This window comes from Klebsiella sp. HMSC09D12, assembly GCF_001808475.1.
Lineage (GTDB): Bacteria > Pseudomonadota > Gammaproteobacteria > Enterobacterales > Enterobacteriaceae > Klebsiella > Klebsiella oxytoca.
In genome coordinates this window covers 187913-214556 of record NZ_KV793503.1, presented here as the reverse complement: position 1 = coordinate 214556, position 26644 = coordinate 187913, and the positions used below count along the sequence as shown (strand labels likewise).

The window sequence follows — 26644 nt, the reverse complement described above, 5'->3', positions numbered from 1 at the left end:
AAATTGATTACGCATAGCCTGGAACTTCAAAAATCCGCAGCGCCTTCCCGGTCTCGGGATGCGGCACGGTAAAGCTGGTTAAGCCGAAGACGGGATAGAGCTGTTCCGAAATAAGGACGCGCTCGGGCACATCCCAGGCTGCGGCGCGCCCCTGCGATAAAAGCAAAACCCGGTCGGCAAAGGACTCCACCAGCGAAAGGTCGTGCAATACCGCGACGACCGTGATCCCCTGGTTTTTAACTAAAGAAAGAAGCTCAACCCGACCCGGGGGATCGAGATGGTTGGTAGGCTCGTCGAGCAACACCAGTTCTGGCGACTGGGCCAGTACCCGCGCCAGCGCGGCGCGCTGCCTCTCACCGCCGGATAATGCCGATAGCGAGCGCGTTCGCAGCCTCTGCAGTCCCGTATCATTAATCGCCCGGGTCACGATGATGTCATGGTCACGACGCGACATCTCCCTGGCGTGGGGGATCCGCCCGAGGGCGACATAATCCTCAAGCGCCAGCCGCATATCCGGGGCATCATTCTGCGCAAGGACCGCGATCTGCCGGGCACGCTGCTGGCGGGTTAACGCTGAAACCGAGCGGCCATTCAAGCGAATCTCGCCCTCCCGCGTCGTCAGCTGCTGATCTATCGCCCGTAATAAGGAGGTTTTGCCGCTGCCGTTAGGCCCAATCACCGCCAGGCACTCTCCTTTTATGGCGTGGAAATGAATATCCGTAAGAAGCGCGCCGCCGCCAGGACGCGGTAGCGATGCAATATTGACGCTAAGCACCGCTTCACTGGCCCTACTCCCGTTTGTCAAACGCCTGTCCATTAGCCTCTTCTCCTGCTCTCTGCCGAGCGGCCTGGCAAAATGCGCTCGCAATCAATTATTCTCACCCGCATAGATGATAATCATTATCATTTAAAAAGAAAGGTTAATAGTCACATATTTTATAATGCTTCATTTGTTATGATATAACATATCAATTATTGCCGGGCGTTGGCAACCCGCGATCGATAATACTGCCCGGGAGAGGCGTTAGGTTCTGGCGGAGTTGTATTCAGGCCGACGCTGTGTTCTATTGCCAGCCCACTCGGCGGTTTTAAAAGGAAACTTCAGGATGAAAACGGTAGAGTTTTTGCTTTATACCCTTAAACCCGGTACCGGGAATGATTTTCACCGCATAATGCAGGAGCAAAGCGCCCCCCGCCATCGCGCCGCCGGGATGGATATCGTCTCCTTTGGCAATTCGGTGGAAGACAACGACGCTTATTACCTGATTCGGGCTTATGACGACCTGGCGCATTTAAACGCTTCCCAGGAGCGCTTTTACAGTAGCCCCGCGTGGCGCGAAGGCCCACGTCAGGCCATCATCGACATGATTGCCGTAAGCGTAAAATCGGTTATGGTTCTAAGCGCCAGCGCGGTTGATGGCCTGCGAAACGGCTGACCGGCACAGGGGCTGACGCGGGCCGACAAGTAAAGGGCTTTGTTGCTGTCGGAGAAGGTGACGGTTCTCAGTCAATGCGGAGACCGCCCCTGATCCTGTCGCTGAATTTAGATCTGATTGAGCGAGGCAAGAAAGCCCTGCGGCGTATTGTCACCCAGTTTCTTTTGCGCCCGTCCCTGGTTCCACAGCGTGCACAGCCGCTGCAGCGTTGCGTCAGGCTCATCCAGCGCCGGGATAATATTGGCCAATCGTTCGCTAAGCTGTACCGCCCCGCGCTCCTCCGCGATCACCGTTGTGCATGACAAATCCGCGCGTATCGGTTCGAAGCCCTTATGAGCATAAGTCTCAAGACATTGTATCTGCGCCGGACAGGCTTCCAGCGCCTGGTTCAGCCAGCTATCCACCAGCGCGGGCGAAATGCCGGAATAGATACGACCAAAGCACCAGCCGCTGATCGGCTCCTGCGCCCACAGCAGATGATGCTCGCCGCCATCGTCCATCGACAGCGCGAGCTGCCGGTAATGCAGCGTCAGGGTATCCGGCCTCATCCCCGCTTTTAACGCTTTCTTTCCCTGCGGCGCGGCGTTTTTCCGCCCCTCATGGGCCGGGCGAAGATAGCGGTTTAGCGTGGCCCGTGAAAGGGTGATACCCAGCCCTTCATTCACCATAAACAGCAGCTCGTCCAGCGGCGCACGCAGTATATCGCGCAGGGCGTTAATCAGCGCCTCCTGCTCTTGTCTCAACACTTTGTGTATCAGATGTGGCGTGGTGTGATTATCTGAAATCTGGCTGCGGTTGCGCCAGCGGCGAACCGTATTGATTGATATACCCAGTTCCTGCGCCAGTTCGCGGTCGCTTTTCGTCGACTCCTGGAGATATTTTCGCGTTCTTGGGGTGGTGGTGGCGTTGGCATGCAGCTTGATTTCCATACAATCCTCGACGGAAAATATAACTAATCATATGAGATATATATAGTTACAGAGAAGACATTGTGAACCGCTTCACCTTTCAGCCCACCGCTTTCTCGCATAATCCGCCATAGATAACACACACAGCCCCTGTCGATCTTGTACGGAGTTCACAATGAACAATGTTCTGGGATTTCTTGAAGCCAAACTGATGCCTCTGGCGGCGAAAACTGCCCAGCAGCGTCATCTCGGCGCTATTCGTGGCGCCTATGTTTCATTCATGCCTTTTATTATTGTCGGTTCAATTCTGCTGGTGATCTCGTCGTTTCCTAATCAGAGCTATCAGCAGTTTATGGCCAGCACCTTCGGCGCCAGCTGGAGTGCGATAATTGAAATCCCGTTCAATGCGGTATTTTCCACGATGTCGCTGTTTATCAGCTTCCTGGTGGCCTACCGCCTGGCGGAGCACTACGGGGATGACCGTATCTCCTGCGGCATCCTGTCGCTGGTGGGATTTTTGATCCTCACCCCCTTTATTAAAGTCGCTGAAAACGGCGGTATCACGGTGATCCCCGTTGAATGGATCGGTACCAAAGGTTTGTTCGTCGCCATGATCGGTTCGCTGCTGTGGACCGAACTCTTCTGCTGGTTAAAGCGCAAGAAGCTGGTGATTAAGATGCCTGACGGGGTTCCACCCGCCGTGCAGGAGTCTTTCGCCGCCCTGATCCCGGCCCTGCTGGTGATGATTCTGATCCTGGCGATTCGCATCGGGTTTGAACACACGCACTACGCCACTATTCACCAGTTCATTTATGAGGTCGTCGCCTCGCCGGTTCGCCATTACGGTACCTCCTATTTCGGCGCGCTGATGACCGTATTCAGCACCACTATTCTGTGGTCCGTCGGCATCAACTCCGGTTCAATGATCAACGGCATTATTCGTCCTTTGTGGATGGAAAATCAGACCGATAACATCGCCGCGATTCAGGCCGGCGTGACCCCGCCGCACATTATCACCGAGCAGTTCTTCGATATGATCTGGATGGGCGGCGCGGGCGCAACGCTGTCGCTGGTGATCGCCATGCTGATTTTCGCCCGCAGTAAAAATATGCGCGAGGTCGCCCGCCTCGGGGCCGGCGCTTCCATCTTTAATATCAACGAACCCATCCTCTTCGGCCTGCCGGTGATCATGAACCCGATCATGCTGATCCCCTTTAACCTCGTGCCGCTGGTGCTGGTCACGGTGCAGTACGTGGCGATGAAAATCGGCGCGGTGGCCGTCACCACCGGGGTGTTTATTCCCTGGACGCTGCCGCCGGTGATCAGCGGGTTTATCGTGACCGGACATCTTAGCGGCAGCGTAATGCAGATCCTCAATTTGCTGATTGGCGCCATGCTATATCTGCCTTTCATGCGTATCGTCGATAAGCAGTATCGCGCGGCGGAGACAACCTCCCGTACCGAAACGGACAACACGCTTGCTAAACAGGAGTAAACCAATGTGGGGAATGATTGCCACCTGGCGAATGGCGCTGGAAGGGGTAATGGAAGCCGCGACGGCGCTGGCAGCCGGCGCTGATACCGCCAGCGCCGTGGTCGATGCGGTGGCGGCGGTAGAAGATTTTCCGCTCTACAAATCGGTAGGCTACGGCGGGCTACCGACGGAAAACGGCGAGGTTGAGCTGGATGCCGCCTTTATGCATGGCGATACCCTCGCCTTCGGTGCGGTCGGCAACCTGGTGGATATTGCCAACCCGGTCAAAGTGGCACACGCCCTCAGCCGCCAGCGCTATAACAGTCTGCTGGTTGGCCAGGGCGCCAGAGAGTGGGCCATCAGTCAGGGATTCGCCGCCAAATCCATGCTGACCGAGCGGGCCATGCAGCACTACCGGAAACGCTGTCGCGAAACGCTGGATAAAGGCCTAAGCCCTTACGACGGCCACGATACCGTGGGCATTATCGGCCTCGACAAACAGGGCTCCATGAGCGTTGCCACCTCGACCAGCGGCCTGTTTATGAAAAAGCGCGGGCGGCTCGGTGATTCTCCGATTATCGGCTCGGGTTTCTACTGCGACAGCGAAATCGGCGCCGCTACGGCGACCGGCGTCGGTGAAGATCTGATGAAAGGCTGTACCAGCTACGAGATTGTCCGGCGAATGGCTCAGGGCATGACGCCGCAGGAGGCGGCGGACTCGGTAGTCTGCGAGCTGGAAGACAAACTGATGTCGCGCTTTGGCCGTGCGGGCGATCTCTCGGTGGTGTGCATGAACCGCGGCGGCGAATTCGGCGCGGCCACCAATATAAAAACTTTCTCCTTTGTCGTCGCCACCGCGACGCAGCCGCTCACCGTATTCTGCGCCGAACGCGTGCAGGAGAAAACCCATTACCGTCCGGTGGACGACGAATGGATGCAGGCCTATGCCGCACGCATTCGCGCCCCCATCGAGGAGTAACCATGCTGGATTATCGCTTAATCAATTAACTGGATAGCGACTGTAACGGCGCGCACCTGGTGACCTGGCCGGGCAGCACGCTATTAAAACAGGCCCCGCTCAACGACAGCACTCTGCTCACAGAAATGGCGGCGCAGGCCGCCCGCGGCGAGGTGGCTGACACCCGCTTCGGCTGTTCGCCCTTCGCGCGCATCACTCTTATCCCGCAGGCGCACTGGCAGGATGCGCTTAACGACGGGCTGAGCGAGGCGCTGCGGCCGCTATGTAAAAAGCCGGTGAGCGAATCGCTTATCCTTGATTGTTCGCTGGGAAAGACCGCCGGCGCGTTAACCAAAGCGCTGCGCGAACTATTTAATCTCGACTGGCAGCTTGCTGATTTAGGTCTGCATCAGAATACAGCCGTCAGGCCACGCCTGCGTCAGCTGGTCCTCTACGCCTTACCTGAACAGCGGTCGACGCTGGATGCCCTCGCCCATCGTCAACGGGCCACGGCGCACGGTATGCTCGCCGCGCGGCGGCTGGCGGATCTGCCTTCGGAGCAGTGTACGCCGCAGTACGTGGTGGAAGAAGCCCGTCGTCTGTGCGCCGATATTCCTGCTCTGCGCTGCGAAGTTCTCGATGAAAAAGCGATTGTCGATCAGGGGCTCGGCCTGCTGCATGCGGTGGGTAAAGGTTCTGAACGCCCGCCGCGCCTGCTGGCGATTCATTATGAGGGCGTCAGCGAGGGCCCGGTTCGCTGCTACGTCGGTAAAGGCATCACCTTTGATACCGGCGGGCTGTGGCTCAAGGAAGGCGCCGGAATGTACACCATGAAGTACGATATGTGCGGTGCAGCCAACGTTCTCGGCCTGATGCTGAGCATCGCCGAGCTGGCGCTACCGGTGCGGGTAATGGGGGTACTGGCGCTGGCGGAAAACGCGATTGGTCCCGGCGCCATGCAGCCGGGCAGCGTCGCCCGGGCCTGCAATGGCCTGACGGTAGAGATCAATAATACCGATGCCGAGGGCCGTCTGGTGCTTTCCGACGCCATTGCCTGGGCCAGCCAGCGGTATCCGCAGGCGCGCTATATTATTGATATTGCGACCCTCACCGGCGCGGTGGTCAAGGCGCTGGGCTATGATTTGAGCGGTTTGATGACCCAAAGCGACACGCTACGAGCGGCGTTGACCGAGGCGGGGTTAAAGAGCGGAGATGAGGTCTGGTCACTGCCGCTGGATAGCAGGCTGAAGAAACAGACCGCAAGCGCAATCGCCGACCTGTGCAACACGCCGGGCAATAACGCAGCGATCAGCGCTTCGGCTGCCTGGCTTTTGCAGCATTTCTGTCCGCCGGAGATCCCGTGGGCCCATCTGGACGTCAGCGGTACAGCGCTGTGGCGAGAAGGTGGTAAAAGCGTCGCTTCCGGTCGGCCTGTTCCGCTGCTGGTGCAGCATCTGCTCGACGATATCGGAGAGAGTTAACCACTCCCCGGAGGCGATGCTGCGCATCTGTCCGGGCTACGTGTTCTCAGCAGTCAGCGATCCTGTAGCCCGGCTAAGCGCAGCGCGAGCCGGGAAGAAGCCGCAGCAATACCACGTCTCCGCACATTCCCCCGGTTGCGGGTTACCAGCAGCCTGCGGGCCGGTAGCCCGGGCAGGCGCTTTGCGCCGCCCCCGGGAAAAGAGCGCAGAGTGGCAGAATTTCCCGGAGGCGATGCTGCACATCTGTCCGGGCTGCAAAATCCGCAGGCTTCCTGGCCCGGGAAAGGCCCTACTCCTCGCTCGCCACCGGTTTTACTCTCACCGCAAACAGCACAATCACCATCGCGCTGACCAACAACAAACCGCTGCCAACAAAAACCCCGCTGGCGCCGTTAAGATCGAACACCGCCCCGCCGCCGGCGGCACCGGCGCTAATCGCCAGCTGGATAGAAGCCACCAGCAGACCCCCCGCGCTTTCCGCCTCATCCGGCACCGTGGTGGCAAGCCAGGTAGACCAGCCCACCGGCACCAGGCCAAAGGCGAAGCCCCACATTGCCACCAGCAGACCGTCCAGCAGCGCGAAGTGGCCGAACGTCACCATCATCAGCGCCAGCACGCTCATCGCCAGCGGTACCAGCGCCAGCGTCATGCGCAGGCTTCTGGCCAACAGATGTCCGGCAATCGACGTGCCGATAAAGTTCGCCACACCAAAACCGAGCAGGATCAGGGAAACTCCTTCGACGCTGGCCTGCGCCACGGTTTCGAGGAACGGACGCAGATAGGTAAAGAAGGCGAAGTGGCCGCTAAAAATCAGGATTGTCGCCAGCATTCCGCCAACCATGCCCGGACGGCGCAGCACTTTAACCAGGGTGGCAAAGCTGCCCGCGCTCTCCGGCCGCATGGAAGGCAGAACCCACAGTTGCCAGAGCAGCGCAACCACGCTCGGCAGCGCACAGATAAGAAATACGTTGCGCCAGCCGATCAGCGCGCCGAAATAGCTGCCCAGCGGCGCGGCAACCACCGTCGCGATGGAAACGGCGGAAAAGATAATCGCCAGCGCTTTCGGCACCATCGCCGCCGGAACCAGACGCATGGTGGTCGCAGTCGACATCGACCAGAAGCCGCCGATGGCGATCCCCAGCAGCAGACGTCCCAGCAGCAAAAACTCCAGCGAACCGGCGAAGGCCACCATCATGCTGGAGATAATTTGCAAAACGGAGAAGAACATCAGCACCCAGCGGCGGTCAATATTTCGCGTCGCGGTGGTGATCAGCAGCCCGGTAACTAACGCCACCAGCGCCGTCGCGGTCACCGCCTGCCCCGCCATGCCTTCGCTAACGCCCAGGCTTGCCGCCATCGGCGTCAACAAACTGGCAGGAAGAAACTCGGCGACAATCAGGCCAAATACTCCCAGCGCCAGCGCATAAACGGCGCGCCACGCGGGCCTGGCGTTGGCCAGGCTCTCTTCAGCTGCAATGCAGGAACTCATAAACATCTCTCCAGAACAATTAACATTTCGTTAAGGTTAGGCGGTTCTGTTCGGACGATCTATGATACATACTCTGTGATTATTGATAATTCGTCCGGGAATGATGTTATGACTCAGCACGCCCTCGATCTCACCAGCGAACTTCTGCGCGGCATGCGCCTTGCCGGCGTCAACTACCGCCGCATCGAAACCTCGCGCCCTTTTGGCGTCGAATTCGGCTTCGTACCTGGTAAAGCGCAGTTCCACTTTATCAGCCGGGGACCGGTACTGCTGCGCATGGTCAGCGGCCAGCGCCTGATGCTGCAGAGCGGCGATGCGCTGTTTATTCCTAACGGCGATGGTCACGTGCTGCTCTCCGATGACCAGGCAACGGTGGTTAACGTGTCCAGACTGCCCAGCGAACCGGTTTGCGACTCGGTAAGCTGCGTCAAAAACGCCTGCGACGACGCGAAAAGCGACAGCGCCATTATCTTCAGCGCCTGTATGGACTTTGAGCTTGGCGGCATGCAGCCGTTAGTCAAAGCGATGCCCGAAGTGATGCGGGTCAGCAGCCTGCTGACCAGTCGTCCGGAGATTCCGCCGATGCTGGCAGCCATGGAACGCGAAAGCCTCACTCGACAGGCGGGCTACGCCGGTATTCTGGCGCGGCTGGCCGATGTGGTCGCCGCGCTGATTGTCCGCGGCTGGGTGGAGTGCGGCTGCGGCAACGCCACCGGCTGGGTACAGGTGCTGCGCGATCCTAAACTGGCTAAAGCCATTTACGTTATGCATCAGCAGCCGGGCATTAACTGGAAAGTCGAGGATCTGGCCCGCGAGGCGGGAATTTCGCGTTCGGTATTTGCTGAACGCTTCCTCTCCGCCACCGGCACCACGCCCGCCCGCTATCTTACCGAGCTGCGTATGCGCCTCGCGGTGCAGTACATTTCCCATGAGGGTCAGGCGCTGGAAAAAGTGGCCTTCAGGCTGGGGTACAGTTCTCATGCCGCCTTCAGCCGCGCCTTTAAACGCATTATCGGAAAGGCGCCGGGCGCGCTGCGCGATCTGTCGCGGGAAGAAGGATTTTAGCACTGTCCCAGTTCACGGGTGCGCCTGACCGCCGCCTGTACGCTGCGCTGAAGCCCCGCGGCAAAATCGCTGTTGTTCAACTCATACAGACCATGGATCCCGACTCCTGCAGGGGAATTGTTGATATCCAGAAGCTGGCGCGGATGCTTCTGGCTTTGGCGCAGCATCTCGACCGCGCCGAGCAGGTTTTCCAGCACCACCTCCGTTGCCTGGGGTCGAGGCAGTCCCGCCAGTACGCCGGCATCGGTAAGGGACTCAATAAAGTAGTAAATATAGTTAGGTCCCGCGACGCCAAAGCCGGTAAAGATATCGATCAACCGCTCAGGCAGATACAGCACTTTGCCAAAGCCGCGCAGAAACGGCTCGATCTCAGCCGCGCTGGCGTGGGCGTTTAAGGTCACGCCGCTATAGCCAAATCCGGTATCGGTCATGGTATTGGGGATCGCCCTGGCAATCGGCGTTGCCGCACCAAACAGGGAGGCCAGCTTTTCCAGGGTCACCCCCGCGACCAGAGATACCACCGTTGTCGAGCCGTTTAGCTGCGCGCGCACGCGGTTCGCCACCCCCGCCAGATCGTCCTGCGGACGGATCCCCAGCACCAGCAAAGAGGCCTCGTTTACACCACCGTCGCGCGACAGCCGATAACGGGCGCGCAGAGCCTCGACTCGCGTGCTGTCGATATCCTCGAGCGAGATCGCGTCCGCCCGCAGCGCACCGTGGCTTAATGACGCGCGAATAATCGCCTCCGCCATCTGTCCGGCGCCAATAAAATGGATCCTGGCCATGAGTATTACTCCTTATTCAAAAAGATATTCACCGTTGCCAACGCGAAAGCGTCGGCCTTTGAGCGCCGGGTCGGCAACGCGAAACCCCAGTTCAGTCAGTTGATTCGCCGCGCCCTGGCGGAAAAGAAACTCTCGACCGCCCACCGCCAGCCCCTGCCGCCTTGCGGGGTAAAACCAAACAGCTGCTGCCAGCGGTCGCGCACCGCCTGAGGATGCTGTATGGTGAAAACCGCGCGCTGCAGTTCAATCTCCCCCTGCGGATGGAGCGCAGCGCCACCCGATACAGCGCTTCATTATCCGGCAGCAATCGTGACGCATCCCGGGAGAGTAAAAACGTCTCCGCGGCGGAAAGCAGCTCTGTATCATCGGCAATCGCCAGAAATTCGATCCAGGTCAGACCGAAATAGCTCAGCACATTTCAGGTCCCCAACCCGGGTGGCGCCCGCCTGCCAGCGCGTTGAGCTTTTGCCCGCTTAATACCTGAACCGCCGCTTCCGGCTGATTAACAAACTGGACCGCGTGGCCCCACGTTAAGGTTGCCATTCGCCCTCCCGCTCCTCTGCCTGATAAAAACGCAGCCGACAGGCAGCATCGCCGCGAGCCAGCGCGGTCTGCACCTCTAAATGCAGCCCCGGAAACGCGTCGGTTAGCGCACGATCGCCTTCCATGCAGATATCGCACAGCGTCTCAATTTCGCTGGCGCCTCGCCCCTGCTGCCGCCAGCAGTTGACATAGGGACAGTAGTGAAACAGGACGATAAATTCGGCCCGGCTGGCGCTAACGGGCTCCATCTCATAAACCTGAGATTCCAGACCGCGGGTAAACAGCCCGGCAAACTCCTGCAAATCTTTTCGATCGCGCATTTGCGCGCGCAGCTTATGCCCGATATCGCGGCCATAGTGGCGTATTGCTTCACGGACAGAATCATCCGCGATATCGCGCTGTCGGCTTTCGTCCAACAGGTAACCGATCGTTGCCGCGCGTTTTTCAGTAATGGCGCGCAGCGCCAGGGTCACCTCATCGTTTAAGGTGGCGGCGTTATGCGCCGGTTCCGAGCTTATTTGCGTCATGCGCTTATTCCCAGTCGGTATTTACTTTCACGTCGCTGGCGCCCGGCAGGGCATATACATCTTCGGCGTACCATTTCCGCGAGAGGTCAGCGAGCGTGCCGTCCTTTTTCAGGGCAACCAGTTGCGCGTCAATCGCTTTGATTAGCTGCGGATCGGTATTTTTTTTATACAAATAGACGTTAGGAAACAGGCCGACGGAATCCGAAGCTTTCAGATTAAGATTTAGCGCCTTATTTAACGCCAGCAGCGCGCCAATAGGATAAATCGCCGCATCGTATTCCCCGGAGGCTACCGCTTTAAAGATATCGGCGGCAGACTGCTCGCCGTTGGGCTGCAGGTTAATTTGTTGGCCTGGATGTTTTTTATTGTAGTTTTCAATCACCGTATAACGGGCGTCGGAGGTATGAATCGGCACCAGTTTTTTCTTACCGCTGGCGAGATCGCCAAGGTTATGAATATCGTTCTCATCGTTACGTACAATCAGGCGTAAATCGCTGATCCCGGTCGGCTCGCCGGAGTGGTCGTATTTTTCCGCCCGCTCTTTGGTGAGATAAAAGTGATCCGCCGCGAGGGTATAGGCGCCGGTCGATAGGCCGACGATCATCGCATCGCGAGAGACCGCATTAAAATGAAACGTATAGTCCGTTAACCGCTGGTCCAGCACCTTTAACAGGTCGCCATCGTAGCCTGTAATATTGTTGTTATCGTCAACAAAGCTAAAGGGAAAACCGTTAGCATTGACGACAACCTCAACCGTTTTCGCGTTTGGGCTTTTTTCAACCGCCTGCGCGGCGTCCATTCCCATTGCCAACACCAGCGCACTCACCAGTAAAATTTTATTTTTCAAAATACCTTCCCCAAAATGATAACCGTGGAACACTCTTTTCTGCGTTGCCTTGCCAGCGGACGCTCAGAAATCTTTCTGCCCTGCGCAATGCTCTGGCAATCGCCAGGCACAGCACGATATAAATCACCAGCACGACGCAGTAGGCTTCGACAAAATGAAACCCGCGCGCGGCGGCGATATTGGCTTTCGCCATCAGATCAACAACGGTGATGGTGTAAACCAGCGAAGTGTCTTTAATCAGATCGATCAGCACGCTGGTAAAGTTCGGCAGCGCGGATACCGCCGCCTGTGGAAAAATAATGCGTCGGAACTGCGTGAACCCGCTCAGCCCGATTGACCATGCAGCCTCGTGCTGCCCCTTATCAACCGCGTTCCATCCCGCGCGAAAGGTTTCGGCGAAATACGCGCTGAAGATCAGCGATAACGCGGTGACCGCCGCCGCCAGCGGCGAAAGTTTATAGCGGTACATCGTGTCCTGCGGGCCGCCGAACAGCCCGGCGGCAATCCACGGCCAGACGTAAAAAAAGAAATACAGCATCACCAGGACCGGGACCGAACGGCCAAAGGAGAGGAAAACCTTCGCCAGCCATTGAACGCCGGGTACCTGACGAATAATCGTCCACGCCAGCGCTGCGCCCAGCAAAGTGGAAAACAGTAAGGATAATAACGTTATCGTCAGGGTGACCGGCAGCGCGCTTAAAATAAACGTAAAATTGTCCCGAATGAACGCCAGGCTAAACATGTTAATTTATCACTCCAGCAGGAACTGATATTTCTTTTCAATACGAGTGGTAAAATAGAGAATAATACTATTTAGCACCCAGTAGACGATAATAACGCTAATAAATGCCGCGACTTGTTTAGCCCCGTAGCTATTTTGCGAAATCTTTTGTGCACGACCAAAAATATCCACAATGCCAATAATATTGACCAGCGAGGTCATTTTCACGAGATTAATTAAAAGATTGCCAAAGACGGGAATAGCAATAATAAATCCCTGGGGGAAAATAATCCGTCGTATTCCCTGATGCCAGGGAATATTCAGGCTGATAATGGCCTCTTTCTGGCCGCTATCCACCGCGCGCCACGCTGAACGCATCATTTCTGCAAAGTAGGGACTGATGCTGACCGAGATAGACAGCACCGCAAAGGTGGTATCGCTAATCCACAGCGGCGGCAGCGCCAGCGCGGTCAAAATTAATTTGCCGCCGAAGAAAAACAGCAGGATCAGCAGCGCCAGAGGCGCGCCGCGCAGAATGTCGGTATACCCCTTTGCCGCCGCGCTGAGCGGCTTAAAGCGGCTAAACTGCAGCAGCACAATCAGCAGCGCGATCGTCAAACCAAGCAGCAGCGACGCCAGCGTTATGCCGAGAGTCACGGGTAAATTTTCCAGCAGTTTCGGCACTATTCCGGCGATATCCTGCCAGCTAAACAGCGGGTTATTGTTCATCATCAGCCTCAGGCATGATAGTGCAGTTGCGCAAGAAACGCCCGGGTTCGGCCCTGCTGAGCTGCGCCAAATATCTGTTCCGCCGGGCCCTGTTCAACGATTTCACCGTTTTCCATAAATACCACCCGGGAAGCGACCTGACGGGCGAACGCCATTTCGTGGGTCACGATGATCATCGTCTGGCCCGCGGCGGCAATGGTCTGAATAAGCTCCAGCACTTCACCGACTTTTTCCGGATCCAGCGCGGAGGTCGGCTCATCCAGCAGCAGAACGGCGGGGTTAATCGCCAGCGCCCGCGCAATACCGATACGCTGCTTTTGGCCGCCGGAGAGACTGTGCGGATAGTGGTCTTTTTTATGCAGTAACCCCACCTGCTTTAAGAGTCGTTCAGCAATAGCCAGCGCCTCCTGCCGCGGGCGCTTTTTAGCGTATATCAGGCCTTCGGTAATATTTTGCAGTGCGGTGAGATTATGAAAAAGATTCCACGATTGAAAAACCATAGCGGTTTTTGAGCGTAGTTTTTCAATCTCCTTTTTTCCCGCTTTTGCGCAATCCAGCGCCACGTCATCTATTCTTATTTGCCCGCTATCGGCAGGCTCTAAGAAATTAAGTGTACGTAATAGCGTGGTTTTCCCTGAGCCGCTGGGGCCAATAATGCAAATAATCTCGCCGGAATGAATACTGAGGGATACCTCTTTTAGCACTCTTTCACCGGAGAAGCTTTTACTGATCTTATTGAGCGTTATCATAATGAGATATTCGTGAATAATGATTATTTGCCGCACACCGGCAATTATTGCTGTACAAAAACTATATTGCCGCCGTTCAGATGATAGCAAACAAGAAAATCATCTATCGAAAGTCAAAAAATAACTTTTTATATATTTGTTATGACAATGAGGCTGGATTGTAATCAAACTTTATTAGCAAAACAGGATAGCGTTAACCGATAATTTTTATTCAGATTTATTGAACAATGAGAACAAATTGTTTCGATTTTAATCATCTCGTCGCCGTCCTATCATTTATCACATCGGGGCAACAACGCTCCAACACTGACAAAACGCTTAAGGAATACGACCATTAAATCCATCAAAACTTTCGTTGCAGTTGCCGCACTCTCTATGATCTCTTTCGGTACTTTTGCGCAGAGCATTAGCGCCAGCGCTTCCACACTGGACCGCGCAGAAGCCAAAATTGCCGCTCAGGCCGCAGAGCAAGGCGCGTCTTACAAAATCACCAGCGCTCAATTCAATAACCGCGTGCATATGACCGCTGAGCTGACGAAATAAAATTTGAAACATTGCCGGGCCGCCGGAAAACACAGGCGACAGCGACAACACGATGAAATGAGGAACAAAATATGAAAAATATCGGCGTAGTCACCGCACTGCTGTTAGCCGCTACCCTTTCGTCCGGCGCGATGGCCGCAAAGAATAGCTTTGCGCGCCCGGAGGCAGGTTCAAATATCGATACGTCTGTGCAGCAGAATCATATTGATGTCAGCCATGCCTTTGATAAAGAGAGCCTGGCCGCAGGCAATCTTCAGTAAAACACTGCACAGGGCGCGCGCGGAATTATCCGCTGCGCGCCTTACTTTTTCTGCCAGTGTGCCCACGGATTATCCGCCGGCGCTTCCGCTTTTGCCGTATCGGTATCGGACAGCGAATCGATATACAGCGCTTCCACTTCTTTGCGCGCCCACGGCGTACGGCGTAAAAACTTCAGACTCGATTTAATGCTCGGATCGCTTTTAAAGCAGTTAATGTTGATGCGTTTCGCCAGTTCGGCCCAGCCATATTGCGCGACCAGCGCGTTTAACAGCGCCTCCAGCGTGATGCCGTGCAGAGGATCGTTTGGATGCTGCATTGCGTCTTGTTACCTGATTTAAAAATTTTGCTCACCATACTGTCTCCCGACGCTATACGCAACCTGCCTTATCGCCCCTTATCCAGAATTCGCAAAAGCACAGAACCCTCCGCGGTCATAAATTAGAAAAGAACGTTATTGGTTGAATATTTTCGCTTAAGGCAAGCTGGCCTCAACCACCCGACTGAGGAATCGATCATGCGCTGTTGTTGTCCCCGAACCCTGAACCTGAATCGACGAAAACACCTGAATACCGCCTTCGGAGAAGACAATGAACGCGACAACCTTACCGATACTGGATCTTGCCCGCTACGCGGACCCCGCTGAAAAAGCGGCGTTTCTCGCCGACCTGCGCCACGCCGCCCGCGATATCGGCTTCTTTTATCTGATCAACCACGGCGTTGATGAGTCGCTGCAGCAGGCCGTGCAGCAGCAATCCCGCGCCTTTTTTGCCCTGCCCGACGCTCAAAAGCAGAGGGTGGCAATGATTCACTCTCCGCATTTTCGCGGCTACAACCGCGCCGCTTCTGAATTAACCCGCGGTCAACCCGACTGGCGCGAGCAGTTCGATATCGGCGCCGAGCGCCCGGCCCTGCAGCTTAGCGAACGCGCTCCGCGCTGGCAGCGACTGCAGGGGCCGAATCTCTGGCCAGAGGCGTTGCCCTCGCTCAAACCCACATTACTGACCTGGCAACGGGAAATGACCCAGGTTGGGATCGCCCTGCTGCGCGCCTTCGCCGAAGCGCTGCGCCTGCCGCAGGATGCCTTCGATGGCCTGTATGGTGATAAGCCCAATGAACATATCAAACTGATCCGCTATCCCGGCCAGCAGGAGACCCAGAGCGCCCAGGGCGTTGGCGCGCATAAGGACTCCGGCTTTCTCAGCTTCCTGCTGCAGGATGAGCAGAAAGGATTGCAGGTCGAAGTCTCTCCTGACCGCTGGATTGACGCGACCCCGCTGGCGGGCAGCTTTGTGGTGAATATCGGCGAGCTGCTGGAGCTGGCGACCAACGGCTATCTGCGGGCAACGGTGCACCGGGTCGTTTCGCCGCCCGCCGACCAGCAGCGGCTGTCGATCGCTTTCTTCCTCGGTGCCCAGCTGGATGCCGTGGTCCCCGTCTACACCCTGCCCGATGAGCTGGCCCGCGAAGCCCTCGGACCGGATAGCGACCCGCAAAACCCGCTGCTGCGCGAGGTGGGCTGGAATTACCTGAAAGGGCGTCTGCGCTCGCATCCTGATGTCGCCGAGCGCTACTACCAGGATGTTTTTCGCGAACGCGCCGAGCAATTGATCGTTTAAACATAACAACAAACACAAGGAATAAGATGATGAAATATGCCGCATTTAAACTGGCAGGGGTTGCACTGTCTCTCTCTCTGGCCTGGACTTCCGCTCAGGCCGCCGCGCTGCGCGTCGCCGCCGACCCGGTGCCGCACGCCGAAATTCTTAACTATATTAAAAAGATCGATCCCAGCCTCGACCTGAAAATCGTCGAACTCACCAGCGGCGTAAACGCCAACGAGCTGTTGGCTAACGGCGACGTCGACGCCAACTACTTCCAGCACGTCCCCTATCTGAAAGATCAGGAAAAAGCGCTGGGCAAAACCTTCGCCGTCGCGGCGACCGTCCATATTGAGCCGCTGGGGATCTATTCGCGCAAGCATAAAGATTTTAAATCGCTGCCCGAGAACGCCACCGTGGCGGTACCGAATAACACCACTAACCTGAGCCGCGCGCTATTCCTGCTGCAAAATCAGGGTTTGATTAAGCTGGCGGCAAAATTCACCGATCCGGCGACCACCCTGGCAACGCCGAAAGATATCGTGGAAAACCCGAAGCACCTGAAAATCCTTGAGATTGAATCCCCGCAGATCCCGCGGTCGCTGGATGACGTTGACCTGGCGGTGATAAACGGCAACTACGCGCTGGAAGCCGGGCTGGTACCGGCCAAAGACGCGCTGGGCCTGGAGAGCGCCACTAACAACCCGTACGCTAATATTCTGGTGACAACGCCGGCGCTGGCGAACGATCCGCGCATCAAGGCGCTGGCCAAAGACCTCACCTCGCCGCAGGTCGCTGAATTTATTCGTAAGCAGTATAACGGCTCGGTGATCCCGGTTGCCCCTCAGTCATGATTGAGATTGTCGGGCTGAGTAAAACCTATGCCGGAACAGGCCGACCGGCGCTAAACGATGTCTCTCTGCATGTGCCGGGCGGTGCCGTTTACGGCATCCTTGGCCGCAGCGGTGCGGGCAAAAGTACGCTGATACGCTGCCTGAATTTACTGGAGCGGCCCACGGCGGGCCGTATTATTGTGAACGGGAATGATATTACCCGGATGGATAAAAGCGCGCTGCGCGAATACCGGCTGCGCACCGGCATGATCTTCCAGCACTTTAATTTACTTCACGCCCGCAGCGTCGCTGACAACGTCGCGGTGCCGCTGGAGATAGCCAAAGTGCCGAAAGCGGCCCGCCAGGCTCGCGTGGCGGAACTGCTGGAGCTGGTCGGGCTGGCGGATAAAGCCGCCGCCTTCCCGTCTCAGCTTTCCGGCGGGCAAAAGCAGCGCGTGGGGATCGCCCGCGCGCTGGCCGCACGGCCGGATGTGCTGCTGTGCGATGAGGCCACCAGCGCCCTTGACCCCGAGACCACGGCCTCAGTGCTCAACCTGCTGGCGGACATCAATCAGAAGCTGAACCTCACCATCGTGCTGATCACCCACGAGCTGGAAGTGGTGAAAACCCTCTGCGACCACGCGGCGCTGCTGGAGCACGGTGAGATTATTGAAAGCGGCAGAATTGCCGATTTGCTGGTGGCGCCATGGTCGCGGCTAAGGCAGTCGCTGCTGCACGACCCGCAGGCGGAGCGGGACTTCCTCGCTCGCCACGGTTTACACGGGAGGCCCTTATGCGGAGTAGCATGAGTTGGGAAGATCTCTGGCCGCTGTTGTTTCAGGGCACGGTGGATACCGTTTATATGGTCGGCCTGGCGGCGCTGTTTACCGTGCTGCTCGGGCTGCCAACCGGCGTGCTGCTGTTTGTTTCACGCCGCAACGGGCTGGCGCCGATGCCGAAGCTCAACGCCATCCTGGGCGCGATTATCAACTTTGGTCGTTCGCTGCCGTTTATCGTGCTGCTGATCGCGCTGATTCCGTTCACCCGGTTGATTATCGGCACCACCCTCGGCAGTACCGCCGCGGTGGTTCCGGTCACCATTGGCGCCTTTCCGTTCTTTGCGCGGCTGACTGAAAATGCGCTGGATGAAGTGGACTACGGGCGTATCGAGGCGATTTTATCGATGGGCGGCAATATCTGGCACGTCATCTTTAAATCGCTGCTGCCGGAAGCGCTGCCGACCCTGCTGGCAGGCATCACGCTGACCATCGTCATGCTGATCGGCTTCTCTTCGATGGCGGGCGTGATTGGCGGCGGCGGACTGGGCGATCTGGCTATCCGTTACGGCTATCAGCGCTTTAATAACGAGGTGATGGTCGGCACGGTGCTCATTCTGGTCGCGCTGGTACAGGGGGTGCAGATGGCCGGCGACCGTCTGGTTCGCGGCCTCGCCCACCGCCGTTAACGATGAGCGGATGGCCGCGCGCCATCCGCGATTAAAACCCGCTTTCGCTCACCAGCTTTCGTATCAGCTCCCCTGCCGGCAGCTCGCGAATCAGGCTAACGCCCTGTCCGGCCCAGTGGGCGCCGAATTGACGATTTCCCTGCGCTTTTGCCGCCGATGCCAGCGCTTTACCGGCATCATAAGCTACGGGATAAGCCGGAACGAGATGCGGATCGTTTATTTCACGCCAGCCGTTAACCAGACATCTTGCCGGACGTCCGGAGATCGCCGAGGTTAAAACCGTTTGCCCATCAGTCGTGCCTTTGATGGCCTCACGATAGCCGGCATCCGTGGACGATTCCGGGCAGAGCAGAAACGCCGTTCCCAGCTGCGCGCCGTCTGCGCCCAGGTTCATTACGCAGTTGATTCCTGCGCCGTCCATGATGCCGCCTGCCGCAATAACCGGTAGATCAGTATGCCGTCTCATCGCCTGAATCAGGGTAAAGGTGCTCATCTGTCCGTCTGGCCCCAGGGGGTCAAAGATGCCGCGATGGCCGCCAGCCTCGTAGCCCTGGGCAACCACCATATCGACTCCCTGCGCCTCGGCCAGCAGCGCCTCTGCCACGCTGGTCGCACTCGCCAGGGTAACGATACCCTTATCCCGCAGTCGGCGAAGCGTTTCACGATCCGGCACGCCAAAATGGAAGCTCACCGCCGCTGGGGCAAGATCGAGCAGCAGCTCGGCCATTCGCGGCTGCTGATTAAAACTGAGGTAGATTTCCGCCAGCGTCTCCGGCGGATGGCTGGCGAAGCGGGCAAATTCCGGGCGCAGCCGAGCCAGCCACCCGGCTTCACGCTGCCGATCCCTTACCGCTGGTGCGTGGCAAAACAGGTTGACGTTAAACGGACGGCTGGTTAAGCGACGGGTCTGGTTAATCAGCGCCTCAGCCTGCTCTATGGTTGACGACCCCAGCCCCAGCGAGCCGAGCGCGCCGGCGCCGCTGACCGCTGCCGCCAGTTCCGGCGTCGACACGCCAGCCATCGGCGCCTGAATAATGGGATAATCAATAGCAAGCTGCTGCGTCAGCCGGTTTTTCATGGTTTGCCCTGTTAAATTTGTGCATTCGGGCCATTAAAATCTCTTTTAGAGATGATAAGATCAACATTATTTTCAATTTAAGAATAAAAATATGAACCACACCACATTAGAGATTTTTAAAACGGTGGCGGAAGAGCGCAGCGTGACTCGCGCGGCAAAACTGTTGGGACGGGCGCAGTCCAATATCACCACACGCATTCACCAGCTGGAAGAGGAGCTGGGCGTTGAGCTGTTTGCTCGCGGCAATAAAAGGATGCTTCTGTCCCCCGCCGGCGAGCATTTTTTGGGCTACGCGCTGAGAATCCTCAGCCTGGCCGAGGAGGCCAGACAGGCGCTGCACCCGGCGACGCCGGGCGGTAATCTGCGCATGGGGGCGATGGACGCCACCGCCGCAAGCCGCCTGCCGCAGCTGCTTCCCCGCTTTCATGCTCAGTGCCCGGAGGTCAAACTGACCCTTAAGACCCAGCCAACCCGGCAACTTGCTCAACAAGTCCTGGACGCCGAGCTCGATTGCGCGCTGGTGAGTCTGCCGCAGGGAGCGCCTCCGCCTGACGACCTGGAATTTGTCCCGATCTTTCAAGAACAGTTGATGCTGGTGCTTCAGGCTCACCCGCAACCTTTTCGTTTTGCCGCCTTTGCGGAGGGTTGTACCTACCGGGCGATGGGGGAAGCGTTTCTGGCGCAATCAGAGGAGGCGGAGATCGAGATCCAGGATGTCGGCTCCTACCACGCGATGCTCGCCTGCGTTGCCTCCGGCGGCTATGCCGGCATCGTGCCGCAGAGCGTGCTTGAGACTCTGACGCTGCCCGAAGCCAGCCAGCTGCAACCGGTTGGCCAGGCGATCACCCAGCTTATCTGGCGCAAAGGCTACGCCTCCCCGGCCCTTGAGAAGATGCGCCAGCTCCTTGAATCAGCTTCCGACCTTTGACGCTCGCCGCGCCCCCGCTGCCACCAGCGCAGCGGCAGCCAGCAGCGCTATAGCCGCCGCGCTGAGCGAAGGATTAAACGACCCGCTGCGGTCATACAGCGCCCCGGCAACCAGCGGGCCGACAATTTGCCCGATGCCGTAGGTTGCGGTCATAGCGGCAATCATATTGAACGAAACCAGATGATTCAGCCGCCGCCCCTGGGACAGCGCGATGGTCACGGTGCCCAAAAAGGTGCACCCCACCAGCAGCGCGCTCAATATGCAAAACGGCAACGTATGGCTCCACGCCGGAAGGATCACGCCAACGGCCTGGATCAGCAAATTAAGGGTAAACGCGCGGCGGTAGCCAAGCCTGATGACCAGCCGATGCCAGAGAAAACAGGAGGGGACGGCGGCAAGACCGAAGATGGCCCAGATCTGCACCGGATCGATAGCGTTCAGCGAACCGCTGAGAAACAGCGGGAGATAGGTGGCGGTAATAATGTAGCCGAAGCCGGCCAGGCCATAAATCAGCAGCAGTTTCCATGCCTCGCGCACCGGCCGCTCGGCCTGCTCATGCTGTGCGGTTGCTGCGGGTTGATAAGCGATAAGGTAGTCTGCGGGGCTCAGCAATAGACGCAGCGCGAGGATAAAAAGCACGCCGGCGCTTAGCGCGCACATCAGCCAGATCTGCTGGCTGGAGAGCGCCAGCGCCTTCCCCAGGGAGATAAATTCCGCCGACAAAAATATGCCCATTCCGACGCCCGAAAAAAGCACCGGCGCACCGTTTGGGTGCTTCATATGCTGGAGCAGCCAGAGTGAGGCGGCAATCAGCGTCACCGCGCTTAATAATCCGGCAATACCGCGAACCGCGATAATCGCCAGCGGAGAAACTAAAACCGCCAGTAAAGCCAGGCACAGTAGCGTCAATAGCGCGGAAAGCAGGCTCAGCCATCTGGCGTCCGTGGGTCTGGCTTTCGCCAGCAGCAGCGCCCCCGCCAGATAACCGGCATAGTTTGCCGAAGCGGCGAGATTACCTTCGCGTAGCGTCAGTACCTGTTCATTAAGCATCAGCGGCAGGATCCCGGTATAGGCAAACCGGCCATAGCCCATACCGACGATCAGTACCACCGATCCGGCCAGCGCCAGCAGAAAGGCCTTCCACTCCGGCCTGAGTTGAAAAACGTTCACCCACTCCCCTCCATTATTATTCTCAAAAAGAGAATAATTTTTAATATTATTCTCTTTTCATTATGATTGCGATTAACCCGACGCGCAAGCAACGCCACGCGAAAGCGCGCGGCCTCCAGGAGAAGAAATTTACGGCAAAGGTCGGTGGATGCTTCGGTGAGCAACGAAATGTGGGAGCGAGAAGCTGGGCATCCCTGCCCGGCAGGATTTAGCGGTGGCTAAAAGCCAGCCTGGCAGCAAACAGCACAAAGAGGCCGCCGGTCGCGCGATCCATCCACCGAATGAACAGCGGCGTTTTTAATAGCCGAGCGGCAGAGCGGCTGGTCACAATCAGCGTTAATGACCAGATTGTGCCGATCGCCACATGAATGGCGACCAGCAGGAACGTCCAGGCGATGGGCGAGTGCCCTGCCGGAATAAACTGCGGCAGGAAAGAGACGTAAAAGATCCCCATTTTCGGATTGAGCACATTCCCCATCATCCCTTTTACAAACCAGTTACTTGCCGGGGCCGCCGCCCTGTCCTGATGAACCAAATGACGACGCGGCTTGAGAATTAACTGAATGCCCAGCCAGCATAAATAGACGGCCCCGCACCATTTGAGCAGGTCATACGCCAGTTCCGATGCCGCCAGCAGCGCCCCGAGACCGAAGGCGACTGCAGCTCCCCAGATAAAACATCCCGTATCAATACCCAACGCCGCCTGAAAGGCTTTTTTTCCGCCCTCAACGGTCGCGGTTCGTAAAATTAGCGCGGTATCCAGGCCTGGGGTAAGGGTGAGCAACAGGGCAGCAAAAGAGTAAGCAAACAGGGAATCTGCAACGGACATTTTCTCTCTCCGAAAGCGAAGATTCTAGATAAAACATATTCCAGTGGCAAGCGAAGAATCCCCAATCCTGACGTCCAGTTTTTCAACCATGACGGTAGTCATAGATTAATTTTTGCTAATCCGCGCTTACGTTAAAAAAATGGGGGCGGCGCCTGCTCATATAGGTAATCCACCAGAGAAACCAACGCCGATTTGGAATACTCATCTTTTGCGTAAAAGTATAAACTTTTCGCCGCAGATTCTTTTCATTAATGTTAAGTTCATTTGCAGCCATTCGATAATTGCTTGTTTTACATAACATACTGAAAATCCTTCGCTCATCTTCTTTTAAATTATTAAGAAAGTAGCAAAATTCACACCTGTCTTGAGAGCGATACTCGCGATATAAATTAAGTTTCTTAATGATAGTTGTCAGAGAATCCTTAAGGCTAATATGGCGTTTGAGAAACATATTCTCCGCCGGAGGCGAGACGCCTACAACGATATATTTGCGGGTTAAATGGCAATAGCATCCTGACTGCAAATGCATTGCTGGCAGATAGATAAAAGATCTACCGCGATAATATTTATCAAGTTCTCGTTCCAAAGCTTTAAGGCCGTTCAGCGCCAGCGGACTCACTTGCCTTTCTTGCTGCATAATACCTTCCTGAAAAATGCTTTTATTTATACTGAACGGTATACAGAAGTTTACTGTTCGCCTGCCCGGCACTAACATTGCTATCAGTCTGGATATAACGAGCATAGAGCGGAATGTTAATCGTATTGGCTCCGGCTTTATTTTCCCCAGTCCATGCCAGAGAGGACCATGCCTGTTCCGACCGGGTACGGGATATCTGTACGCCAAGACCGGTGGCGCCACCGCTGTCCAGCGCCATGATGCCTCGCGAGCTGTCAACAAAACCATTAACGGACTCCAGAGATACGGAATAATAATTATCAGGTCTGGTGGTCGTAGTGATATTGCCCGTTATATAAGAATCCGCAACATTGTTGTAAGCATTGCGAAAAGTCGCATCACAGGTCAGTACAATACTGGCATCCACCCACGGCGTCGTTGAGTTACCGGTGAAATCGCCGGTGGTATATTCTCCCAACCAGATATCTTTATCCTGAGCACTACAGCTGGGTACAACATAACTTACAGTGCCTCTGAAAGCCATTTTAGTAATTTGCACCGCGCTGCTGTTGAATGCACCGCTGCTGGATTCTGTTGCGTAGAAACTCACCACCGGCAGCGTCGAGGCATCTAAGACGCCGCTAATCGTAGAGTTATTTAACTTAATTAGGTTCATGTTAACTTCAGGCACCAGGACAATATCTGCGCCAGTTGAGCCTACCTCCATGCCGCTTGAATTACTACGAGTATAATATACCCCCAGGCCGTTAATATTAGTTTTATACACCGGCGAACCATTAACAAATACGCCGGTAGTACCGGAGGTATTTTCTATTTTATGGACCCAGTAAATCGTGCCCGTAGCGCAACGTACCGCTGCGGCATCAAAATATTTCCGCACACTCAATAAAACATTATTGTTATGTACATTAGGAGAGATCCGATTAATTGGCAACGAATACGTTTGCAGCGCAGCAGGTGCTGGCGTACTGGTTATAGTGCAGGCCGCTTGAGCATTGGGGGTGACAAAAAATAAGACGACCAGCCCCGAGAACACCCCAGCCGGGAGGCTATTTTTTTTGATAATTTTGCACATAATCACTTATTCCCTTTAGGCTATTCACAAGGTAGAGAGAGCTGTTCCAGTGTCTCCGCTTGTCCGTTGCTCAGAACATAAGCCAGGCGGCAAGATTGTTCGCCAGCACGAACCGTTAACACCCCGCGGACCTGCTCGACCCGCGCGTAGATTTGCCCGCCCTGGCCTACATAACCCACCGTACGTCCCGAAGCGTCATGAACTTCCGTTCCGAAAGGCAGTGGATGGGCGGCACCTGTCACGGTAATTAATAGCGGATATCCCTGACGGGCCTGATAGCTGATCTTCACTACCGCGCCATCACGCGGGGCAACTCTTTGCGATGTGTTATCCAGCTCTACGCCCCGAGTTGTTCCTTTCGGGTCAAGATGGATATCGTTCAGCTGATACGGACTGAGATACGGCACCGCTGCATAGCCCCGTTTGTCAACCTGGATACCGCTATAGCCATTGACGCCAGCGCCCTCAGCGCCTTTAGCCTCTACCAGCGCGAAGGTGTCTCCCTGAAAGGGGCTCAGCGTCAGACCGCCGCTGTGGCCTATCACGGTCCCGCTTACGCCGCCCGAAACGCTGCGGTAATGTCGACCGCTGCCGAACGCCGCATTCAGCGAAGCGAAATTCGCCAGGTACTGCGCGCTCGCCGCCGCGCTGCTGCCGTTACCCTGACTGCTCGTCGTGCCAGACAGGCCGTAGCTGAAGCGGCTATCTTCGCCAAAAGAGCCATTTATACCGGTTCGCAGACTCTGCTCACCGTGACGAGTATGGTCATAGCTAAGGCGCCCCGTTACGGCCTGTCGGCTACTGCCTGGCGTGAAACTGAGATTCACGGAAAGCGTGTCCTGGGAACGTCCGTAGGCGCTCCAGCTGCGTCCGGCGTTAACCCCGTAGCTGAATCGGCCATAATTGTTGCTGTAGCCAAACTGATACTGCTTGTCTACACCTTTGGCGTTCCAGTAGTTCTGCACCGATGAACTCAGGTAAAACTGCCCCCACCCACCCGGCAATCCCTGGCTTGCCGTAAGCGTATAGCGGCTTTTATTACGCCGTATACTATCGGCATGGTTCCCCAGGGTAATCGCTTCACGCGTCTGCATGGCGGTCAAATAGTCCATATATCCGCTGGTCGAAAAACGGTAGGCGGCCAGGGAAAAATGACTGGCCGTTTCGGTGATATTTTTGCTATAGCTGAGCCGGTAGCTCTCGCCACTGCGTATTTCGTCATCCTGGCCCCGCTTACCCAATTCCGTACGAGCGAGGGTGGCATCGGCGCTCACTGCACCTAAGGGGGTCGCAATGCCGATACCGCCCTGACCCGCCCGGTAACGCTCGCTGGCCTGCATTCCGCCGTAAACCGTTAGCCAGTTGGTCACGCCCTGCTGCCAGGTCATCTGCCAGAGTGAAGGGTCGGCGGGCAACGAACGATAGTTCAGTTCACCTATTGAGAGTTCATAACGGGACTGGCCCGGACGTAATAGCTGCGTAACGGAAGCAAATGGCACCTGAAAATGCTGTTCGCTGCCGTCGGCTTCGTAAACGGTGACGTCAAGATCCCCGCCATAGCCGGTAGGATAAAGATCATCAATGACAAACGCCCCCGGACTGACGGTTGTTTCATAAATCAGGTTACCGCTTTGGCGGACAGCAATCCGAGCGCTCGTACGGGCAATGCCCCGAATTTCCGGCGCGTAGCCGCGACGGGAGAGCGGCTCCATGCGCTCATCGCTCTCCAGCTTTAGTCCGCTTAGAGGCAGCGTGTCAAAAAGCTGCCCCGAGGTGTTGATCTGGCCGACAGAAATCCGGCCCTTTAAAGCAGGGAGATCCCGCTGAATATAGGTATTCTGTGTTTGATAATGGCCGCCTGCGTGATTATCCCGGCTCCAGTTGCCGTTATGGCGCAGGTACCAGCTACCAATATTGATGCCGCCGTTGAGACTGGCATAAAGGCTGTCATGGTTATAGCCGTTGTTCTCACTGCTATATGCGCTAAGGTTGTAGCCCAATAGCGCGGCGGGAATACCGCTATCCCACAATGCGGGCGGTACCACGTCGCGCGCGCTGCGCTGTTCCCAGACCTGCGGCACCTGAATATTGAGCGTTTGCGCATTACTGTCACTCATCACCGTCGCCCCAGGAATCAGCGCCGTCAGGTCTGTACAGACATCAGCACCGCTGTCCCAGGCGCTATCGGGCAGCATCTCGTGGCGAAGCGGAAGCTGCGTAATCAGCTCAGGCGTCAGGCAGGGCGTGGTACCATGTCCTTCTGCGACGTAACGGACATCCTGATTCACTACCGGCTTTTCGTTAAACCATATCCGCAGCCGATGCGTTCCCTCAGACAGGCTCGCGCCATGGCTAAAACGCGATAAATCCGGCGCTGGACCGGTGCCCAGTCTCAGGAATGAAGGATCAAAATGAATCTCAGCGTTTTCTTTAGCCCTGACGTTTAGCGCAAGGGCAGATAATACGGAAACGGACAGCAGCGCCGCTTTACCGGGGAGTGCGATTCCCTGCATGA

The 26644-nt window shown here is 56.6% G+C and carries 28 protein-coding genes and 1 pseudogene; 12 read left to right on the top strand and 17 right to left on the bottom strand.

Annotated features, from left to right (window positions below):
• Window positions 1–7: 7 nt before the first annotated feature.
• Window positions 8–817 carry an ABC transporter ATP-binding protein gene (locus tag HMPREF3178_RS23515; RefSeq protein WP_017145829.1) on the bottom strand — a complete coding sequence of 270 codons (810 nt, stop codon included), beginning with the start codon at window positions 815–817 and terminating at the stop codon, window positions 8–10.
• 289 nt (window positions 818–1106) lie between these two features.
• Here HMPREF3178_RS23515 and HMPREF3178_RS23510 point away from each other — a divergent pair, with 289 nt between their 5' ends.
• On the top strand, window positions 1107–1436 hold the full coding sequence (locus HMPREF3178_RS23510; RefSeq protein ID WP_004113205.1) for an NIPSNAP family protein: 330 nt from the start codon (window positions 1107–1109) through the stop codon (window positions 1434–1436).
• A 107-nt stretch (window positions 1437–1543) separates the two neighbouring features.
• Here the strand turns inward: HMPREF3178_RS23510 and HMPREF3178_RS23505 are convergent, their stop codons facing one another.
• Window positions 1544–2365, bottom strand: coding sequence for a homeodomain-like domain protein (locus HMPREF3178_RS23505; protein WP_017145828.1), 822 nt, complete (start codon window positions 2363–2365; stop codon window positions 1544–1546).
• A 154-nt stretch (window positions 2366–2519) separates the two neighbouring features.
• Here HMPREF3178_RS23505 and celB point away from each other — a divergent pair, with 154 nt between their 5' ends.
• From celB to HMPREF3178_RS23490, 3 genes are all read left to right on the top strand, one after another.
• A complete protein-coding gene (celB, locus tag HMPREF3178_RS23500; RefSeq protein WP_017145827.1) occupies window positions 2520–3839 on the top strand; it encodes a PTS cellobiose transporter subunit IIC in 1320 nt (439 codons plus the stop codon).
• Window positions 3840–3843: 4 nt separating this feature from the next.
• A complete protein-coding gene (locus HMPREF3178_RS23495; RefSeq protein WP_017145826.1) occupies window positions 3844–4797 on the top strand; it encodes a N(4)-(beta-N-acetylglucosaminyl)-L-asparaginase in 954 nt (317 codons plus the stop codon).
• A 125-nt stretch (window positions 4798–4922) separates the two neighbouring features.
• Window positions 4923–6257, top strand: a complete 1335-nt coding sequence (locus HMPREF3178_RS23490; RefSeq protein ID WP_227499109.1) for a leucyl aminopeptidase family protein — start codon at window positions 4923–4925, stop codon at window positions 6255–6257.
• Window positions 6258–6546: 289 nt separating this feature from the next.
• Here HMPREF3178_RS23490 and HMPREF3178_RS23485 read toward each other — a convergent pair whose 3' ends face one another.
• Window positions 6547–7746: an MFS transporter gene (locus HMPREF3178_RS23485; RefSeq protein ID WP_004102256.1), complete on the bottom strand. Its 1200-nt coding sequence runs from the start codon at window positions 7744–7746 to the stop codon at window positions 6547–6549.
• Window positions 7747–7854: 108 nt separating this feature from the next.
• Between HMPREF3178_RS23485 and HMPREF3178_RS23480 the strand changes: the two genes are divergently transcribed.
• Entirely contained in the window at window positions 7855–8811 is a 957-nt protein-coding gene (locus HMPREF3178_RS23480; RefSeq protein ID WP_017145825.1) for an AraC family transcriptional regulator, read from the top strand.
• Here HMPREF3178_RS23480 and HMPREF3178_RS23475 read toward each other — a convergent pair.
• The 7 genes and pseudogenes from HMPREF3178_RS23475 to HMPREF3178_RS23445 all read right to left on the bottom strand — a co-directional run bounded on the left by HMPREF3178_RS23475 (window position 8808) and on the right by HMPREF3178_RS23445 (window position 13712).
• Window positions 8808–9596 (bottom strand): pyrroline-5-carboxylate reductase family protein, encoded by a 789-nt coding sequence (locus HMPREF3178_RS23475; RefSeq protein WP_017145824.1) that lies wholly within the window; start codon window positions 9594–9596, stop codon window positions 8808–8810. The two genes, HMPREF3178_RS23480 and HMPREF3178_RS23475, sit on opposite strands and share 4 nt — an antisense overlap.
• A 12-nt stretch (window positions 9597–9608) precedes the next feature.
• Window positions 9609–10139, bottom strand: a pseudogene (locus HMPREF3178_RS31125) (VOC family protein).
• Complete coding sequence (locus HMPREF3178_RS23465; RefSeq protein ID WP_004102260.1) at window positions 10127–10666, bottom strand: L-2-amino-thiazoline-4-carboxylic acid hydrolase; 540 nt, start codon at window positions 10664–10666, stop codon at window positions 10127–10129. Before HMPREF3178_RS23465 ends, HMPREF3178_RS31125 begins: the two are co-directional and overlap by 13 nt.
• A 4-nt stretch (window positions 10667–10670) precedes the next feature.
• Window positions 10671–11513, bottom strand: a complete 843-nt coding sequence (locus HMPREF3178_RS23460) for a transporter substrate-binding domain-containing protein (RefSeq protein ID WP_004102261.1) — start codon at window positions 11511–11513, stop codon at window positions 10671–10673.
• Window positions 11503–12255, bottom strand: coding sequence for an amino acid ABC transporter permease (locus HMPREF3178_RS23455; RefSeq protein WP_017145822.1), 753 nt, complete (start codon window positions 12253–12255; stop codon window positions 11503–11505). The genes HMPREF3178_RS23460 and HMPREF3178_RS23455 overlap by 11 nt, the downstream gene beginning before the upstream one ends.
• Window positions 12256–12264: 9 nt before the next feature.
• A complete protein-coding gene (locus HMPREF3178_RS23450; protein WP_004113220.1) occupies window positions 12265–12963 on the bottom strand; it encodes an amino acid ABC transporter permease in 699 nt (232 codons plus the stop codon).
• 8 nt (window positions 12964–12971) lie between these two features.
• The gene (locus HMPREF3178_RS23445) at window positions 12972–13712 is read right to left on the bottom strand and encodes an amino acid ABC transporter ATP-binding protein (RefSeq protein ID WP_004102264.1); all 741 of its coding nucleotides are present in this window, start codon (window positions 13710–13712) and stop codon (window positions 12972–12974) included.
• A gap of 333 nt (window positions 13713–14045) precedes the next feature.
• Here HMPREF3178_RS23445 and HMPREF3178_RS23440 point away from each other — a divergent pair, with 333 nt between their 5' ends.
• Both HMPREF3178_RS23440 and HMPREF3178_RS23435 read left to right on the top strand, forming a co-directional pair.
• Window positions 14046–14255 carry a YdgH/BhsA/McbA-like domain containing protein gene (locus HMPREF3178_RS23440; protein WP_004102265.1) on the top strand — a complete coding sequence of 70 codons (210 nt, stop codon included), beginning with the start codon at window positions 14046–14048 and terminating at the stop codon, window positions 14253–14255.
• Between the two features lie 71 nt (window positions 14256–14326).
• Window positions 14327–14515 (top strand): hypothetical protein, encoded by a 189-nt coding sequence (locus HMPREF3178_RS23435; RefSeq protein ID WP_017145820.1) that lies wholly within the window; start codon window positions 14327–14329, stop codon window positions 14513–14515.
• Between the two features lie 41 nt (window positions 14516–14556).
• On the opposite strand, the gene HMPREF3178_RS23430 is transcribed toward HMPREF3178_RS23435, so the two are convergent.
• Window positions 14557–14832, bottom strand: a complete 276-nt coding sequence (locus HMPREF3178_RS23430) for a VF530 family protein (protein ID WP_004102267.1) — start codon at window positions 14830–14832, stop codon at window positions 14557–14559.
• Between the two features lie 271 nt (window positions 14833–15103).
• On the opposite strand from HMPREF3178_RS23430, the gene HMPREF3178_RS23425 reads away from it, so the two are divergent.
• The 4 genes from HMPREF3178_RS23425 to HMPREF3178_RS23410 are packed head-to-tail and all read left to right on the top strand — an operon-like array spanning window position 15104 to window position 18412.
• Window positions 15104–16132 (top strand): isopenicillin N synthase family dioxygenase, encoded by a 1029-nt coding sequence (locus HMPREF3178_RS23425; protein WP_004102268.1) that lies wholly within the window; start codon window positions 15104–15106, stop codon window positions 16130–16132.
• A 29-nt stretch (window positions 16133–16161) separates the two neighbouring features.
• Window positions 16162–16968 carry a MetQ/NlpA family ABC transporter substrate-binding protein gene (locus tag HMPREF3178_RS23420; protein WP_004134110.1) on the top strand — a complete coding sequence of 269 codons (807 nt, stop codon included), beginning with the start codon at window positions 16162–16164 and terminating at the stop codon, window positions 16966–16968.
• Window positions 16965–17756, top strand: a complete 792-nt coding sequence (locus tag HMPREF3178_RS23415) for a methionine ABC transporter ATP-binding protein (RefSeq protein WP_004113226.1) — start codon at window positions 16965–16967, stop codon at window positions 17754–17756. The genes HMPREF3178_RS23420 and HMPREF3178_RS23415 overlap by 4 nt, the downstream gene beginning before the upstream one ends.
• The gene (locus tag HMPREF3178_RS23410) at window positions 17753–18412 is read left to right on the top strand and encodes a methionine ABC transporter permease (protein WP_016807425.1); all 660 of its coding nucleotides are present in this window, start codon (window positions 17753–17755) and stop codon (window positions 18410–18412) included. The genes HMPREF3178_RS23415 and HMPREF3178_RS23410 overlap by 4 nt, the downstream gene beginning before the upstream one ends.
• Before the next feature lie 31 nt (window positions 18413–18443).
• Here the strand turns inward: HMPREF3178_RS23410 and HMPREF3178_RS23405 are convergent, their stop codons facing one another.
• Window positions 18444–19490, bottom strand: coding sequence for an NAD(P)H-dependent flavin oxidoreductase (locus tag HMPREF3178_RS23405; RefSeq protein WP_017145819.1), 1047 nt, complete (start codon window positions 19488–19490; stop codon window positions 18444–18446).
• A gap of 91 nt (window positions 19491–19581) precedes the next feature.
• Here HMPREF3178_RS23405 and HMPREF3178_RS23400 point away from each other — a divergent pair, with 91 nt between their 5' ends.
• Window positions 19582–20418: a LysR family transcriptional regulator gene (locus HMPREF3178_RS23400; RefSeq protein ID WP_004102273.1), complete on the top strand. Its 837-nt coding sequence runs from the start codon at window positions 19582–19584 to the stop codon at window positions 20416–20418.
• Here HMPREF3178_RS23400 and HMPREF3178_RS23395 read toward each other — a convergent pair.
• The 5 genes from HMPREF3178_RS23395 to HMPREF3178_RS23375 all read right to left on the bottom strand — a co-directional run bounded on the left by HMPREF3178_RS23395 (window position 20401) and on the right by HMPREF3178_RS23375 (window position 26642).
• On the bottom strand, window positions 20401–21588 hold the full coding sequence (locus HMPREF3178_RS23395; protein WP_017145818.1) for a YbfB/YjiJ family MFS transporter: 1188 nt from the start codon (window positions 21586–21588) through the stop codon (window positions 20401–20403). The genes HMPREF3178_RS23400 and HMPREF3178_RS23395 overlap by 18 nt on opposite strands.
• Window positions 21589–21796: 208 nt before the next feature.
• Entirely contained in the window at window positions 21797–22417 is a 621-nt protein-coding gene (locus HMPREF3178_RS23390; protein ID WP_004113232.1) for a LysE family translocator, read from the bottom strand.
• Between the two features lie 115 nt (window positions 22418–22532).
• Window positions 22533–23054: a hypothetical protein gene (locus HMPREF3178_RS23385; RefSeq protein ID WP_017145817.1), complete on the bottom strand. Its 522-nt coding sequence runs from the start codon at window positions 23052–23054 to the stop codon at window positions 22533–22535.
• Between the two features lie 22 nt (window positions 23055–23076).
• A complete protein-coding gene (locus HMPREF3178_RS23380; protein ID WP_004113234.1) occupies window positions 23077–24129 on the bottom strand; it encodes a fimbrial protein in 1053 nt (350 codons plus the stop codon).
• A gap of 20 nt (window positions 24130–24149) precedes the next feature.
• Entirely contained in the window at window positions 24150–26642 is a 2493-nt protein-coding gene (locus HMPREF3178_RS23375; RefSeq protein WP_017145816.1) for a fimbria/pilus outer membrane usher protein, read from the bottom strand.
• Between the last annotated feature and the right edge of the window lie 2 nt (window positions 26643–26644).

What these genes read in the sequence shown, in the direction of transcription:
- HMPREF3178_RS23400 (WP_004102273.1), top strand. Translation starts at nt 19,582, where the DNA reads ATGAACCACACCACATTAGAGATTTTTAAAACGGTGGCGGAAGAGCGC.
- HMPREF3178_RS23450 (WP_004113220.1), bottom strand. Translation starts at nt 12,963, where the DNA reads ATGAACAATAACCCGCTGTTTAGCTGGCAGGATATCGCCGGAATAGTG.
- HMPREF3178_RS23465 (WP_004102260.1), bottom strand. Translation starts at nt 10,666, where the DNA reads ATGACGCAAATAAGCTCGGAACCGGCGCATAACGCCGCCACCTTAAAC.
- HMPREF3178_RS23505 (WP_017145828.1), bottom strand. Translation starts at nt 2,365, where the DNA reads ATGGAAATCAAGCTGCATGCCAACGCCACCACCACCCCAAGAACGCGA.
- HMPREF3178_RS23385 (WP_017145817.1), bottom strand. Translation starts at nt 23,054, where the DNA reads ATGCAGCAAGAAAGGCAAGTGAGTCCGCTGGCGCTGAACGGCCTTAAA.
- HMPREF3178_RS23405 (WP_017145819.1), bottom strand. Translation starts at nt 19,490, where the DNA reads ATGAAAAACCGGCTGACGCAGCAGCTTGCTATTGATTATCCCATTATT.
- HMPREF3178_RS23415 (WP_004113226.1), top strand. Translation starts at nt 16,965, where the DNA reads ATGATTGAGATTGTCGGGCTGAGTAAAACCTATGCCGGAACAGGCCGA.
- HMPREF3178_RS23390 (WP_004113232.1), bottom strand. Translation starts at nt 22,417, where the DNA reads ATGTCCGTTGCAGATTCCCTGTTTGCTTACTCTTTTGCTGCCCTGTTG.
- HMPREF3178_RS23485 (WP_004102256.1), bottom strand. Translation starts at nt 7,746, where the DNA reads ATGAGTTCCTGCATTGCAGCTGAAGAGAGCCTGGCCAACGCCAGGCCC.
- HMPREF3178_RS23425 (WP_004102268.1), top strand. Translation starts at nt 15,104, where the DNA reads ATGAACGCGACAACCTTACCGATACTGGATCTTGCCCGCTACGCGGAC.
- HMPREF3178_RS23380 (WP_004113234.1), bottom strand. Translation starts at nt 24,129, where the DNA reads ATGTGCAAAATTATCAAAAAAAATAGCCTCCCGGCTGGGGTGTTCTCG.
- HMPREF3178_RS23410 (WP_016807425.1), top strand. Translation starts at nt 17,753, where the DNA reads ATGAGTTGGGAAGATCTCTGGCCGCTGTTGTTTCAGGGCACGGTGGAT.
- HMPREF3178_RS23515 (WP_017145829.1), bottom strand. Translation starts at nt 817, where the DNA reads ATGGACAGGCGTTTGACAAACGGGAGTAGGGCCAGTGAAGCGGTGCTT.
- HMPREF3178_RS23495 (WP_017145826.1), top strand. Translation starts at nt 3,844, where the DNA reads ATGTGGGGAATGATTGCCACCTGGCGAATGGCGCTGGAAGGGGTAATG.
- celB (WP_017145827.1), top strand. Translation starts at nt 2,520, where the DNA reads ATGAACAATGTTCTGGGATTTCTTGAAGCCAAACTGATGCCTCTGGCG.
- HMPREF3178_RS23480 (WP_017145825.1), top strand. Translation starts at nt 7,855, where the DNA reads ATGACTCAGCACGCCCTCGATCTCACCAGCGAACTTCTGCGCGGCATG.
- HMPREF3178_RS23420 (WP_004134110.1), top strand. Translation starts at nt 16,162, where the DNA reads ATGAAATATGCCGCATTTAAACTGGCAGGGGTTGCACTGTCTCTCTCT.
- HMPREF3178_RS23455 (WP_017145822.1), bottom strand. Translation starts at nt 12,255, where the DNA reads ATGTTTAGCCTGGCGTTCATTCGGGACAATTTTACGTTTATTTTAAGC.
- HMPREF3178_RS23475 (WP_017145824.1), bottom strand. Translation starts at nt 9,596, where the DNA reads ATGGCCAGGATCCATTTTATTGGCGCCGGACAGATGGCGGAGGCGATT.
- HMPREF3178_RS23375 (WP_017145816.1), bottom strand. Translation starts at nt 26,642, where the DNA reads ATGCAGGGAATCGCACTCCCCGGTAAAGCGGCGCTGCTGTCCGTTTCC.
- HMPREF3178_RS23435 (WP_017145820.1), top strand. Translation starts at nt 14,327, where the DNA reads ATGAAAAATATCGGCGTAGTCACCGCACTGCTGTTAGCCGCTACCCTT.
- HMPREF3178_RS23510 (WP_004113205.1), top strand. Translation starts at nt 1,107, where the DNA reads ATGAAAACGGTAGAGTTTTTGCTTTATACCCTTAAACCCGGTACCGGG.
- HMPREF3178_RS23445 (WP_004102264.1), bottom strand. Translation starts at nt 13,712, where the DNA reads ATGATAACGCTCAATAAGATCAGTAAAAGCTTCTCCGGTGAAAGAGTG.
- HMPREF3178_RS23430 (WP_004102267.1), bottom strand. Translation starts at nt 14,832, where the DNA reads ATGCAGCATCCAAACGATCCTCTGCACGGCATCACGCTGGAGGCGCTG.
- HMPREF3178_RS23490 (WP_227499109.1), top strand. Translation starts at nt 4,923, where the DNA reads ATGGCGGCGCAGGCCGCCCGCGGCGAGGTGGCTGACACCCGCTTCGGC.